Genomic DNA, 12,071 nt, shown 5'->3' with positions numbered 1-12,071 from the left:
CTGCCATGTTACGTACAATCAACTTCATGGGCGTTCGCAACTTTGCGTTCGGCGTCACATTGTTCCTTACTGCGCTGGCATTGTTCAGCGTCGCCACCAAGGGCATGAACTGGGGCCTGGACTTCACCGGCGGTACGCTCATTGAGCTGACCTACGAACGTCCGGCCGATGTCACCAAGGTGCGTGAGCAGCTGGCCATTTCGGGTTATCACGAAGCGATCGTGCAGAGCTTTGGTGCGACTACCGATCTGCTGGTGCGCATGCCGGGTGAAGATCCGCAGTTGGGCCATCAAGTGGCGGAAGCGCTGCAGAAGGTCGGTGGCGACAACCCTGCCGTGGTCAAGCGCGTCGAGTTCGTTGGTCCTCAGGTGGGTGAAGAGCTGCGCGACCAGGGCGGCCTCGGCATGCTGATGGCGCTCGGCGGTATTCTGATCTACTTGGCTTTCCGCTTTCAGTGGAAGTTTGCGATCGGTGCCATTGTCTCGCTGATCCACGACGTGATCGTGACCATTGGTATCCTGTCGTTCTTCCAGATCACCTTCGACTTGACGGTGCTGGCGGCGGTACTGGCGATCATTGGTTACTCGCTCAACGACACCATTGTGGTATTCGACCGGGTTCGTGAGAACTTCCGAGTCCTGCGCAAGGCCAGCCTGATCGAGAACATCAACATTTCGACCACGCAAACCCTGCTGCGGACCATGGCGACGTCGATCTCCACCTTGCTGGCGATCGCGGCCCTGTTGTTCTTCGGTGGCGACAATCTGTTCGGATTCTCCATCGCGCTGTTCATCGGTGTTCTGGCAGGTACTTACTCGTCGATCTACATCGCCAACGTCGTGCTGATCTGGCTGAGCCTGAGCACCGAGGATCTGATACCTGCAGTGGCTACCGATAAGGAAGTCGACGAGCGCCCGTAACGGCTATCGTTTTCCAGCTGTCGGCCGAAAAGGCGCGAGTATTGAACTCGCGCCTTTTTTTATGCTCCAAGGCTGGGAGAAGCGCGGGCATGTCCCGCATATGATGGTCAGGAGGTTCATGTGAACAAGTCGTTGCTGGTTGGTGCGGTATTGGGTGCTGTCGGTGTAACTGCCGGGGGTGCTGTTGCCACCTACAAGCTGGTTAAAAGCGGCCCTGAGTATGCGCAAGTTCTAGCCGTTGAGCCGGTCAAGACACAAATCAAGACGCCACGTGAAGTGTGCAAGGACGTAGCAGTAACCCGGCAAGCGCCGGTCAAGGATCAACACCAGATCCTTGGTACGGTCGTCGGTGCGGTTGGTGGTGGTTTACTGGGTAACATGATTGGCGGCGGCAACGGCAAGAAGATTGCCACCGTTGCAGGTGCGGTCGGCGGCGGTTATGCCGGCAACAAGGTGCAGGAAGGCATGCAGAATCGTGATACCTACACCACGACTCAAACTCGCTGCAATACGGTGAATGACATCAGCGACAAAGTCGTAGGTTACGACGTTCGTTATTCGCTCGACGGCAAGGAAGGCAAGGTGCGGATGGATCGCGATCCGGGCAACCAGATTCCGGTCGACAAGGAAGGTAAATTGATCTTGTCGCAGAACGAACCGGCTCAATAAATAGCTGAGTTTCAGATTCAAGAAAAAGCACTCGATTGGAGTGCTTTTTTGTGCCCGGATTTTGTGATTTTCGCCAATCCCTTGCTCGCGTTGACGGCGTGTCAGTCGATATCAATGGTGAATGTAAGGCCGCAATCGTCGGATCGCCGCCCGGACCAAGCTCGCTCCCACAGGGGTTTTGTGTGATGTCGGGGATTTGTTTTCAGGCATAAAAAAGCACCCCGAAGGGTAATGCCAGTCAGTTAAGCTGACTGGCATTTTTCTTTCTGATCGGATACTTCGGTGATTTAAGCCGGATGGCCCGAGGATAAATACGCTCCTCTCGCCGATGCGGCAGGACATAGTGCGGGGCTGAGGCATGCAACTCAGCCAGGTACTTGGGGATGTTCCCGGAACGGTCGGCGGAGACGCTGTTGATAAACCCGAGAATCGCCCAGGTGCAGGCGGTAAAACTCATTTCGCATGGGTAAATACCTGGACAGTGACGACTCATCTCCACCATCTGATAGCGCAACAAGTTGTAGCCCAACAACACCCCCCACAGCTCCTGCTCGATCATCTCGGGCGTCTTGCTACGCAACGTATAACTGCTGTTGAGCAAGGTCTGTTTCATCTCCCGAAACCCTAATTCGACTTCCCATCGCTGGCTGTACAGGTCGACGATTTCGTCGGATGGAAAGCGCAGCGGGTCGGCCATTGAGGTCAGGATCTGACACACCTTGCCTTTGACGGTTTTGCTCAGAAGTCGCGCGGTCAGGCGCTCCGGCAGCCCCGGCCATTGCTTGCGGGCCTGCGGCGAAGTGTTTAATGAGACAACCGCATCCTGGCGCCCCAAACGCTGAAGCACTTCGTACTGCGAGCCTTTTTTCAGCGGCATCAGCCAGTGACGTTCGATCCCTGCCTGCTGCCATTGATGCAGTAAACCTAACGAATAAAAACCACGATCAAATAGCGTCAACGAGTGATCGGGCGTGGTCTCGATCAGTTGCTCCGCCAGCTTCATCTCGTTGCTGCGATAGCCGTCAAACGCACTGCCGATCAGCAAATGGCTGGTCAACTCCATCTGGCAGACCATGCGCACCTGCGGAAAACCAGTGTCGCCATGCTGGTTACTGGCGGAGTCGTAACGTGCACGGTTTTCCGGCGTATCGGGTGTTCGCCAGACGACACCGTCGACACCCAGTAAGCGCAAACCGGCCCAAGTCGGATGAGCGGCCGCCTCATGCCAACTTTTCTGAGTCAGATGGAAGACCTGTCGTACAGCCTCGCTGCCCAATCTCTGACGGGCTTGAACCACCGCGCTGGGTGCCACCAACGGGCGCTGGCCCGGCAGCATGATATTCATGCGGCTGACCACATCCCACGCCGACATGCGCCGAAAGAACGCCATGGAGATCACGCACCAAAGCATCATTTCCAACGGCAAGCGCCGCTTGCGTAAAGTCGCAACGCCTGCCTGTTCAAGTGCCTGCTCGACCAAAGAAGGATCGAGCAAGGAATTCAATCCCTCAATTGAGTTGGGGGTGGAGACGATGTTGTGGGTCAGTTCCAGTGCCCGAGCGAGACGCATAAAAAAATCCGATGCCAATACAGGCATCGGATTTTGATTTCTTGCGGCCAAAGGTCAAGCAAAAGGGCTTAACTGATCGGCATTACCCCGAAGGGTGCTTTTTTTATAGCCGGGCGCTTAGCGCTTCAGCGAGGCTGGCAGGTGCGGCTGGATGGCCGTCAGTACTGCTTTGAAGCACTTGGTGTTGCCGGCAACGACGTGGCCTTTCTCAAGGAAATCGTGACCGCCAGTGAAGTCGCTCACCAGGCCGCCTGCTTCCTGGATCAGCAGGGCGCCTGCAGCCATGTCCCACTCGGACAGGCCCGATTCCCAGAAGGCGTCGAAACGGCCGGCAGCCACGTAGGCCAGGTCCAGGCTCGCCGAGCCAGCGCGGCGGATGCCGGCAGTCTGGCCAACCAGGGCGCGGAACATGCCCAGGTAGTTGTCGAGGTTGTCCATCTGGTCATCGCGGAACGGGAAGCCGGTCCCCAGCAGGGCGCCGTCCAGGCTGGTGCGGCCGCTGACGCGCAGACGACGACCGTTCAGTTGAGCACCACGACCACGGCTGGCGGTGAATTCTTCCTGGCGAACCGGGTCCAGAACAACAGCGTGTTCCAGGCGACCGCGGTATTTGCAGGCGATGCTGACAGCGAAGTGAGGAATGCCGCGCAGGAAGTTGGTGGTGCCGTCCAGCGGATCGATGATCCACAGGTATTCTTCGCCTTCGCCGCTACCAGGGTGCATGCCGGTTTCTTCGCCGAGAATGCCGTGGGTAGGGTAGGCCTTGCGCAGCGCGTCGATGATTTTCTGTTCGGCGGCGCGATCCACCTCGGATACGTAATCCTTGGCGTCTTTTTCGTCGACCTTGATGGTATCCAGGCGCTCGATGGAGCGGAAGATCAATTCACTGGCGCTGCGGGCGGCGCGCAGCGCGATATTCAGCATGGGCTGCATGGATGTGTCACCTAAGGTTGTTAAAGAAAGCCGGGCATTCTATCAGAAAGTTTCTACAGGTGAAGGTCAGTGTTCGCTTTCATAGCTTAACGGTAGGTTGAGCTGTAAGATTCTGCTCCCCATTAACGTGTTCGAGAGCGCCTCCCTTGCTGCATAACATTCGTGTCGTCCTGGTCAATACCAGCCATCCCGGCAACATCGGCGGGGCTGCGCGTGCCATGAAGAACATGGGCCTGTCGCGGCTGGTGCTGGTTGAACCGCGGTTGTTCCCGCACCACGAGGCTGATGCTCGTGCCTCCGGCGCCGGGGACATCCTTGAAAACGCGCAAGTCGTCGCCACCTTGGAAGATGCCTTGGTCGGCTGCAATCTGGTGCTCGGCACCAGCGCTCGCGACCGGCGCATTCCCTGGCCGTTGCTCGATCCCCGCGAGTGCGGCGTGAAAGTGGTCGAGGAAGCCGGGCAGGGCGCCGAGATTGCCTTGGTGTTTGGTCGTGAAGATTCCGGCCTGACCAATGAAGAGCTGCAGCGATGTCATTATCACGTGCACATCCCGTCAGACCCTGAGTTCAGTTCGCTGAACCTTGGGGCAGCGGTGCAGGTGTTGAGCTATGAAGTGCGGATGTCCTGGCTCGCGGCCCAAGGTCAGCCGAGTAAGGTCGAGAAGGATGAAGTGGCGTCCACCAAAAGTGGTGAGCTGGCGACCATGGATGAACTGGAGCGATTCTATGAGCACTTGGAACAAACCCTGGTGGCCATCGAGTTCCTCGATCCGGAAAAACCACGGCACTTGATGGCGCGCCTGCGCCGGTTGTACGGACGTAGCTCAGTCAGCCGGGCGGAAATGAATATATTGCGTGGCATCCTCACGGAAACCCAGAAAGCGGCCCGTGGCGAGCTTCTAAAGCGGAAGGATTAAAAATGTTCGAGCGTTTGCGTGAAGATATCCAGAGTGTTTTCCATCGTGATCCGGCAGCGCGCAACGCCTTTGAAGTTTTGACGTGCTACCCGGGCATGCACGCCATCTGGATCCACCGCCTGTCGTCGGCCCTGTGGGGCATGGGCTGGAAGTGGCTGGCGCGACTGGTGTCGAACTTCGGTCGTTGGTTGACCGGGATTGAGATCCATCCGGGCGCCAAGGTCGGTCGTCGATTCTTTATCGACCATGGCATGGGCATCGTCATCGGTGAAACCGCTGAGATCGGCAATGACGTCACCCTTTATCAGGGCGTGACCCTGGGCGGCACCAGCTGGAACAAGGGCAAGCGTCATCCGACGCTTGAAGATGGCGTGGTGGTCGGGGCGGGGGCCAAGGTGCTTGGCCCGTTCACGGTCGGCGCCGGAGCCAAGGTCGGTTCCAACGCCGTGGTCACCAAAGCTGTTCCAGCCGGTGCAACGGTGGTGGGAATTCCAGGGCGAATTATCGTCAAATCCAACGATGAGCAAGATGCCAAGCGCAAGGCCATGGCCGAGAAGATCGGCTTTGATGCCTACGGTGTCGGCGAAGACATGCCTGACCCGGTGGCTCGCGCCATTGGCCAGCTGCTCGATCACCTGCAGGCAGTCGATGGTCGTCTGGAGGGCATGTGCGGTGCGTTGAAGGATCTGGGCAGCAACTATTGCGCCAAGGATCTGCCTGAGTTGCGCGAAGAAGACTTTGCCTGCGTCAAGGACAAAGACGAAAGCAAGGCCGGCTAAATCCGGGCGGGTCCTTCGCGAGCAAAGGCTGGCTGTTCCCGGCCAGCCTTTGCTATGATGCGCCCGCTCTTTTGCGGGTAATCCTGAGTAAAGTACTAGGTCTTATAGTTGACTTAAATACTCGGGAATTGCATACTCGCCCCATTCTGAACTCCGTGGTAATTGTCCATGCGACTGACTACAAAAGGCCGATACGCCGTGACTGCCATGCTTGACCTGGCGTTGCATGCGCAGCACGGGCCGGTGTCCCTGGCCGATATCTCCGAGCGCCAAGGCATCTCCCTGTCCTACCTCGAACAGCTCTTCGCCAAATTGCGCCGCAGCAATCTGGTGTCCAGTGTTCGTGGCCCAGGCGGTGGCTACCAGTTGTCCCGCGACATGCAGGGTATCCAGGTCGCCCAAGTGATCGATGCGGTGAACGAATCGGTCGATGCGACCAAATGCCAGGGCCAGGGCGATTGCCATTCCGGCGACACCTGTCTTACCCACCACTTGTGGTGCGATCTGAGCCAGCAGATTCACGAATTTCTGAGCGGTATCAGCTTGGCTGACCTTGTCACTCGCCGTGAGGTACAAGAAGTAGCCCAGCGTCAGGATCAGCGCCGTTGCAACAGCAAGACGCCGCACCTGGACAAGATTGAAGCGTCCGCCGTCGAATGACAGCCAAAGAGCTAGCGGCACGCCAGCCAGCCTGATTTAGGAGATAGTCCATGAAATTGCCGATTTACCTTGATTACTCTGCGACCACCCCAGTTGATCCACGTGTCGCGCAAAAGATGAGTGAATGCTTGCTGGTTGACGGAAACTTCGGTAACCCGGCGTCCCGTTCCCACGTATTCGGCTGGAAAGCTGAAGAATCCGTCGAAAACGCTCGTCGTCAGGTCGCTGACCTGGTCAACGCCGACCCGCGTGAGATCGTCTGGACCTCCGGTGCCACCGAATCCGACAACCTGGCAATCAAGGGTGCGGCGCATTTCTATGCCACCAAAGGCAAACACCTGATCACCACCAAGATTGAGCACAAGGCTGTCCTCGACACCATGCGCCAACTGGAGCGTGAAGGCTTCGAAGTCACCTACCTCGAGCCGCGCACTGATGGTCTGGTTACGCCGGAGATGATCGAAGCTGCCCTGCGCGACGACACCATCCTGGTCTCGGTCATGCACGTGAACAACGAAATCGGCACCATCAATGACATCGAGGCCATCGGCGAACTGACCCGCTCGAAGGGTATTCTGTTCCACGTCGACGCTGCTCAGTCCACCGGCAAGGTCGATATCGACCTGTCGAAGCTGAAAGTCGACATGATGTCGTTCTCTGCCCACAAAACCTACGGCCCTAAAGGCATCGGCGCACTGTACGTGAGCCGCAAGCCGCGTGTTCGCATCGAAGCAACCATGCACGGTGGCGGTCACGAACGTGGCATGCGCTCCGGCACCCTGGCGACCCACCAGATCGTCGGCATGGGTGAAGCTTTCCGCGTAGCCAAAGAAGACATGGCTGCCGAGAACGTGCGTATCAAAGCCTTGAGCGACCGTTTCTTCAAACAGGTCGAAGGCCTCGAAGAGCTGTACATCAACGGCAGCATGACCGCCCGCGTTCCGCACAACCTGAACCTGAGCTTCAACTACGTTGAAGGCGAGTCGCTGATCATGGCGCTCAAGGATCTGGCGGTTTCGTCAGGTTCGGCCTGCACCTCGGCATCGCTTGAGCCTTCGTATGTACTGCGTGCCCTGGGTCGCAACGACGAACTGGCCCATAGCTCGATTCGCTTCACCTTCGGCCGTTTCACCACTGAAGAAGAAATCGACTACGCCGCGCAGAAAGTCTGCGAGGCCGTTACCAAGCTGCGCACTTTGTCGCCGCTGTGGGACATGTACAAAGATGGTGTCGACATTTCGAAAATCGAGTGGGCGGCACACTGATTTCAAGTCGCCGCAAACCGGCCCTGCAGGATTTCGGATCGCAGGGCTTAAGAGCGACTCTCTGATGAGTGAGGATTAAGAATCATGGCTTACAGCGAAAAGGTCATCGACCACTACGAGAACCCGCGTAACGTCGGCAAGATGGACGCGGAAGACCCTGATGTCGGCACCGGCATGGTCGGCGCTCCAGCGTGTGGTGACGTGATGCGTCTGCAGATCAAGGTTAACGAGCAAGGCATCATCGAAGACGCCAAGTTCAAGACCTACGGTTGCGGTTCGGCTATCGCCTCCAGCTCCCTGGCGACCGAGTGGATGAAAGGCAAGACTCTGGATGAAGCAGAGACCATCAAGAACACCCAGCTGGCCGAAGAACTGGCCCTGCCGCCAGTAAAAATTCACTGCTCCGTACTTGCTGAGGACGCTATCAAAGCGGCCGTTCGCGACTACAAGCAGAAGAAAGGCTTGATTTGACTTTCAAGATTTGGCGACGAGTAAGGAGTCACCGATGGCTATCAGCATGACAGAAGCGGCTGCTCAACACGTGCGACGCTCCCTCAACGGGCGCGGCAAAGGTGAAGGGATTCGTCTGGGTGTCCGCACCACAGGCTGTTCCGGCCTTGCCTACGTGCTGGAGTTTGTCGACGAGGTAGTTGCAGAGGATCAGGTGTTCGAAAGTCACGGCGAGAAAGTGATCATCGACCCGAAAAGCCTGGCCTACCTGGACGGCACCGAACTCGATTTCGTCAAGGAAGGGTTGAACGAAGGCTTCAAGTTCAACAACCCCAACGTACGCGGTGAATGTGGCTGCGGCGAAAGCTTCAATATCTGAGGCTACTCGTGGGTACTCCTTGTCATTTCGCTTTATTTGAGCTGCAACCGAGCTTCGATCTGGATCTCGACCAGCTGGCTACGCGCTACCGTGAGTTGGCGCGCAGCGTTCATCCGGACGGCTTTGCAGACGCTTCCGAGCGAGAGCAACGGCTGGCGCTAGAGCAATCCGCGAGCCTCAACGAGGCCTACCAGACGCTCAAAAATCCTCCCAAGCGCGCGCGATATCTGCTCGCTCTGGGTGGTCACGAGCTGCCGCTTGAGGTCACGGTGCATGATCCGGAATTTCTTCTGCAGCAGATGGAGTTGCGTGAAGAACTCGAAGACCTGCAAGACAGCGCCGACATGGCGGGTATTGCCGTGTTCAAGCGCCGCCTGAAGACGGCTCAGGATGAGCTGAACCAAAGCTTCGCAGCCTGTTGGAATAATGCAGCGCAACGTGAACAGGCCGAACGCCTGATGCGGCGCATGCAGTTCCTCGACAAGCTCACCTACGAAGTGCGCCAGTTAGAAGAGCGCCTCGACGATTAACCCAGTGCCGCTCCGGTCGCACGCCTGATATACAGATAAGTCCTGATAACGATGGCCCTACTGCAGATCGCCGAACCCGGCCAAAGTCCTCAACCGCACCAGCGTCGTCTGGCTGTGGGGATCGACTTGGGCACTACCAATTCGCTGGTCGCTGCGTTGCGCAGTGGTCTTTCCGAACCTCTGGCTGACGCTGACGGACAGGTTATCCTGCCGTCTGCCGTGCGCTACCACGCCGATCGTGTCGAGGTCGGCGAGTCGGCCAAACTGGCAGCGGCCTCCGATCCTTTGAACACCGTGCTGTCGGTCAAGCGCTTGATGGGTCGTGGTCTGTCCGACGTCAAGCAATTGGGCGATCAACTGCCGTACCGCTTTGTCGGTGGCGAATCGCACATGCCGTTCATCGACACCATTCAGGGCCCGAAAAGCCCGGTCGAAGTCTCCGCTGAAATCCTCAAAGTGCTGCGTCAGCGCGCCGAGGCCACGTTGGGCGGCGAACTGGTTGGCGCGGTGATCACCGTTCCGGCCTATTTCGATGACGCTCAGCGTCAAGCCACCAAGGATGCGGCCAGGCTGGCCGGTCTGAACGTGCTGCGTTTGCTTAATGAGCCGACTGCTGCCGCTGTGGCTTACGGTCTGGACCAGCATGCCGAAGGCCTGGTTGCTATTTATGACCTGGGTGGCGGCACATTTGATATTTCGATTCTGCGCCTGACCGGCGGTGTGTTTGAAGTTTTGGCTACCGGCGGCGACAGTGCCCTGGGCGGCGATGACTTCGACCACGCAATCGCTGGCTGGATCATCGAAAGCGCCGGTTTGTCGGCTGACCTCGATCCGGGTACGCAACGCAATCTGCTGCAAACGGCCTGTGCAGCCAAAGAAGCCCTGACCAATGTCGCGGCTGTTGAAGTCGCTTATGGCGACTGGAAAGCCGAGCTGACCCGTGAGGCCTTCAATGTGCTGATCGAGCCGATGGTTGCTCGCAGCCTGAAAGCCTGCCGCCGCGCTGTGCGTGATTCCGGTATCGAGCTGGACGAAGTCCACGCGGTGGTCATGGTCGGCGGTTCGACTCGCGTGCCTCGCGTTCGAGAAGCGGTCGCAGAGGCCTTCGGTCGCGAGCCGCTGACCGAAATCGATCCGGATCAAGTGGTGGCCATTGGTGCTGCGATCCAGGCCGATACGCTGGCTGGCAACAAGCGTGACGGCAGCGAGCTGCTGTTGCTTGACGTGATTCCGTTGTCCCTGGGGTTGGAAACCATGGGTGGCCTGATGGAGAAGGTGATTCCACGCAACACCACCATCCCCGTCGCCCGCGCTCAGGACTTCACCACTTACAAAGATGGCCAGTCGGCCATGGCGATCCATGTGTTGCAGGGCGAGCGCGAGCTGATCAGCGACTGCCGCTCCCTGGCGCGCTTCGAATTGCGCGGTATTCCGGCGATGGTGGCGGGCGCGGCGAAGATTCGCGTGACCTTCCAGGTCGATGCCGACGGTCTGCTCAGTGTCTCTGCTCGCGAGCTGGGTTCGGGCGTTGAGGCCAGCATCCAGGTCAAACCGTCCTACGGCCTGACCGACGGCGAAATCGCCAAAATGCTCAAGGATTCATTCCAGCACGCCGGTGACGACAAAGTTGCCCGTGTTCTGCGTGAGCAGCAAGTCGATGCCCAGCGCCTGATCGAAGCGGTGCAAGGCGCCCTCGATGTCGACGGCGAGCGTTTGCTCGACGCCGAAGAGCGCATGGTTATCGAGTTGCAGATGCAGGAACTGACCGAACTGATGAAAGGTACTGATGGTTATGCCATCGAGCAGCAGACCAAGCGTCTGTCGCAAGTGACCGATGCCTTTGCTGCCCGCCGCCTGGACTCGACGGTGAAAGCCGCGCTGGCGGGGCGCAACCTGAATGAAATCGAGGAATAACTGATGCCGCAGATCATTTTTCTGCCTCACGCCGAGCATTGCCCGGACGGTATGGTTGTCGAGGCTGAAACCGGTAAATCCATTCTCGAAGTGGCCCATGACAACCACATCGAGATGGAAAGCGCCTGTGGCGGCGTTTGCGCCTGCACCACGTGTCACTGCATCATTCGCGAAGGCTTCAATTCGCTGGAAGAGGCGGACGAGCTGGAAGAAGACTTTCTTGATCGTGCCTGGGGTCTGGAGCCGCAATCTCGTCTAGGCTGTCAGGCGATCGTCGGGACTGAAGACCTGACCGTCGAAATTCCGAAATACTCGCTCAACCATGCAGCCGAAGCGGCGCACTGATTCAAGGAATTGAAATGAGTCTGAAATGGGTTGATGTGCTGGAAATCGCGATTCAGCTGGCCGAATCCAAGCCGGATACGGACCCGCGTTACGTGAACTTCGTCGATCTGCACAAATGGGTGCTGGCATTGCCGGAGTTCAGTGATGATCCGACCCGCGGTGGCGAGAAGGTGCTTGAAGCCATTCAGGCCGCCTGGATCGAAGAAGCAGACTGAGTCTGCGCCGTTCGCAGTTAGGCAATACCAAAGAACCCGCGTATAATTCGCGGGTTTAATTTTTCACAAATTACCGTTTCTGGAGTTACACCATGGCTGTTCAACGTACTTTCTCCATCATCAAGCCTGACGCTGTTGCAAAAAACGTTATCGGCGAGATCACCACTCGTTTTGAAAAAGCTGGCCTGCGCGTTGTAGCTTCGAAACTGAAGCAACTGTCCAAAGCTGAAGCTGAAGGCTTCTACGCTGAGCACAGCGCTCGTGGTTTCTTCGGCGACCTGGTTGCTTTCATGATCTCCGGCCCGGTTGTTGTTCAGGTTCTGGAAGGCGAAAACGCTATCGCTCTGAACCGTGAGCTGATGGGCGCTACCAACCCTAAAGAAGCTGCTGCCGGCACCATCCGCGCTGACTTCGCTGATTCCATCGATGCCAACGCTGTGCACGGTTCGGACTCCGAAGCCGCTGCTGCTCGCGAAATCTCGTACTTCTTCGCAGCTACTGAAGTAACCACTCGCTAAGCATTGG

15 protein-coding genes are annotated in these 12,071 nt (G+C 57.8%); 13 read left to right on the top strand and 2 right to left on the bottom strand.

The genetic code is table 11. The features are described 5' to 3' along the window. Positions 1 to 5: 5 nt before the first annotated feature. Together secF and ACYZT0_RS20505 are read left to right on the top strand one after the other, a co-directional pair. Positions 6 to 920: a protein translocase subunit SecF gene (gene secF / locus ACYZT0_RS20510; protein ID WP_462042743.1), complete on the top strand. Its 915-nt coding sequence runs from the start codon at positions 6 to 8 to the stop codon at positions 918 to 920. 120 nt (positions 921 to 1,040) lie between these two features. Next, complete coding sequence (locus ACYZT0_RS20505; protein WP_462042742.1) at positions 1,041 to 1,589, top strand: glycine zipper 2TM domain-containing protein; 549 nt, start codon at positions 1,041 to 1,043, stop codon at positions 1,587 to 1,589. Between the two features lie 238 nt (positions 1,590 to 1,827). Here ACYZT0_RS20505 and ACYZT0_RS20500 read toward each other — a convergent pair whose 3' ends face one another. Then, the gene (locus ACYZT0_RS20500) at positions 1,828 to 3,159 is read right to left on the bottom strand and encodes an IS4 family transposase (protein WP_462042741.1); all 1,332 of its coding nucleotides are present in this window, start codon (positions 3,157 to 3,159) and stop codon (positions 1,828 to 1,830) included. Positions 3,160 to 3,276: 117 nt separating this feature from the next. Beyond that, positions 3,277 to 4,092, bottom strand: coding sequence for a type III secretion system regulator SuhB (gene suhB, locus ACYZT0_RS20495; protein WP_008147729.1), 816 nt, complete (start codon positions 4,090 to 4,092; stop codon positions 3,277 to 3,279). A 146-nt stretch (positions 4,093 to 4,238) separates the two neighbouring features. On the opposite strand from suhB, the gene trmJ reads away from it, so the two are divergent. The 11 genes from trmJ (at position 4,239) to ndk (ending at position 12,064) form a co-directional block, all read left to right on the top strand. Further along, positions 4,239 to 5,009 carry a tRNA (cytosine(32)/uridine(32)-2'-O)-methyltransferase TrmJ gene (trmJ, locus tag ACYZT0_RS20490; protein WP_461977264.1) on the top strand — a complete coding sequence of 257 codons (771 nt, stop codon included), beginning with the start codon at positions 4,239 to 4,241 and terminating at the stop codon, positions 5,007 to 5,009. A 2-nt stretch (positions 5,010 to 5,011) separates the two neighbouring features. Continuing rightward, positions 5,012 to 5,788: a serine O-acetyltransferase gene (cysE, locus tag ACYZT0_RS20485; RefSeq protein WP_449644196.1), complete on the top strand. Its 777-nt coding sequence runs from the start codon at positions 5,012 to 5,014 to the stop codon at positions 5,786 to 5,788. Positions 5,789 to 5,956: 168 nt separating this feature from the next. Then, a complete protein-coding gene (iscR, locus tag ACYZT0_RS20480; protein WP_462042740.1) occupies positions 5,957 to 6,448 on the top strand; it encodes a Fe-S cluster assembly transcriptional regulator IscR in 492 nt (163 codons plus the stop codon). A 50-nt stretch (positions 6,449 to 6,498) separates the two neighbouring features. Then, the gene (locus ACYZT0_RS20475; protein WP_282375255.1) at positions 6,499 to 7,713 is read left to right on the top strand and encodes an IscS subfamily cysteine desulfurase; all 1,215 of its coding nucleotides are present in this window, start codon (positions 6,499 to 6,501) and stop codon (positions 7,711 to 7,713) included. Between the two features lie 84 nt (positions 7,714 to 7,797). After that, positions 7,798 to 8,184: a Fe-S cluster assembly scaffold IscU gene (gene iscU, locus ACYZT0_RS20470; protein WP_003443374.1), complete on the top strand. Its 387-nt coding sequence runs from the start codon at positions 7,798 to 7,800 to the stop codon at positions 8,182 to 8,184. A 34-nt stretch (positions 8,185 to 8,218) separates the two neighbouring features. Then, the gene (gene iscA, locus ACYZT0_RS20465; RefSeq protein ID WP_007903589.1) at positions 8,219 to 8,542 is read left to right on the top strand and encodes an iron-sulfur cluster assembly protein IscA; all 324 of its coding nucleotides are present in this window, start codon (positions 8,219 to 8,221) and stop codon (positions 8,540 to 8,542) included. Positions 8,543 to 8,550: 8 nt separating this feature from the next. Further along, positions 8,551 to 9,072: a co-chaperone HscB gene (gene hscB / locus ACYZT0_RS20460; RefSeq protein WP_462046612.1), complete on the top strand. Its 522-nt coding sequence runs from the start codon at positions 8,551 to 8,553 to the stop codon at positions 9,070 to 9,072. 51 nt (positions 9,073 to 9,123) lie between these two features. Further along, complete coding sequence (gene hscA, locus ACYZT0_RS20455) at positions 9,124 to 10,986, top strand: Fe-S protein assembly chaperone HscA (RefSeq protein ID WP_462042739.1); 1,863 nt, start codon at positions 9,124 to 9,126, stop codon at positions 10,984 to 10,986. Positions 10,987 to 10,989: 3 nt separating this feature from the next. After that, entirely contained in the window at positions 10,990 to 11,331 is a 342-nt protein-coding gene (fdx, locus tag ACYZT0_RS20450) for an ISC system 2Fe-2S type ferredoxin (RefSeq protein ID WP_462042738.1), read from the top strand. A 14-nt stretch (positions 11,332 to 11,345) separates the two neighbouring features. Beyond that, on the top strand, positions 11,346 to 11,546 hold the full coding sequence (iscX, locus tag ACYZT0_RS20445) for a Fe-S cluster assembly protein IscX (RefSeq protein WP_282375258.1): 201 nt from the start codon (positions 11,346 to 11,348) through the stop codon (positions 11,544 to 11,546). A gap of 92 nt (positions 11,547 to 11,638) precedes the next feature. Continuing rightward, on the top strand, positions 11,639 to 12,064 hold the full coding sequence (gene ndk / locus ACYZT0_RS20440) for a nucleoside-diphosphate kinase (RefSeq protein ID WP_007916882.1): 426 nt from the start codon (positions 11,639 to 11,641) through the stop codon (positions 12,062 to 12,064). The last annotated feature ends 7 nt before the right edge of the window (positions 12,065 to 12,071 follow it).

This window comes from Pseudomonas sp. ZS1P83 (assembly GCF_054897825.1).
The sequence above is the reverse complement of the archived record's forward strand: the minus strand, read 5'-3'. Positions and strand labels throughout refer to the sequence as shown.

Coding starts and splice junctions, on each gene's coding strand:
- iscU (WP_003443374.1), top strand. CDS start 7,798: ATGGCTTACAGCGAAAAGGTCATCGACCACTACGAGAACCCGCGTAAC.
- suhB (WP_008147729.1), bottom strand. CDS start 4,092: ATGCAGCCCATGCTGAATATCGCGCTGCGCGCCGCCCGCAGCGCCAGT.
- iscX (WP_282375258.1), top strand. CDS start 11,346: ATGAGTCTGAAATGGGTTGATGTGCTGGAAATCGCGATTCAGCTGGCC.
- hscA (WP_462042739.1), top strand. CDS start 9,124: ATGGCCCTACTGCAGATCGCCGAACCCGGCCAAAGTCCTCAACCGCAC.
- cysE (WP_449644196.1), top strand. CDS start 5,012: ATGTTCGAGCGTTTGCGTGAAGATATCCAGAGTGTTTTCCATCGTGAT.
- fdx (WP_462042738.1), top strand. CDS start 10,990: ATGCCGCAGATCATTTTTCTGCCTCACGCCGAGCATTGCCCGGACGGT.
- iscA (WP_007903589.1), top strand. CDS start 8,219: ATGGCTATCAGCATGACAGAAGCGGCTGCTCAACACGTGCGACGCTCC.
- secF (WP_462042743.1), top strand. CDS start 6: ATGTTACGTACAATCAACTTCATGGGCGTTCGCAACTTTGCGTTCGGC.
- ACYZT0_RS20475 (WP_282375255.1), top strand. CDS start 6,499: ATGAAATTGCCGATTTACCTTGATTACTCTGCGACCACCCCAGTTGAT.
- ndk (WP_007916882.1), top strand. CDS start 11,639: ATGGCTGTTCAACGTACTTTCTCCATCATCAAGCCTGACGCTGTTGCA.
- iscR (WP_462042740.1), top strand. CDS start 5,957: ATGCGACTGACTACAAAAGGCCGATACGCCGTGACTGCCATGCTTGAC.
- ACYZT0_RS20500 (WP_462042741.1), bottom strand. CDS start 3,159: ATGCGTCTCGCTCGGGCACTGGAACTGACCCACAACATCGTCTCCACC.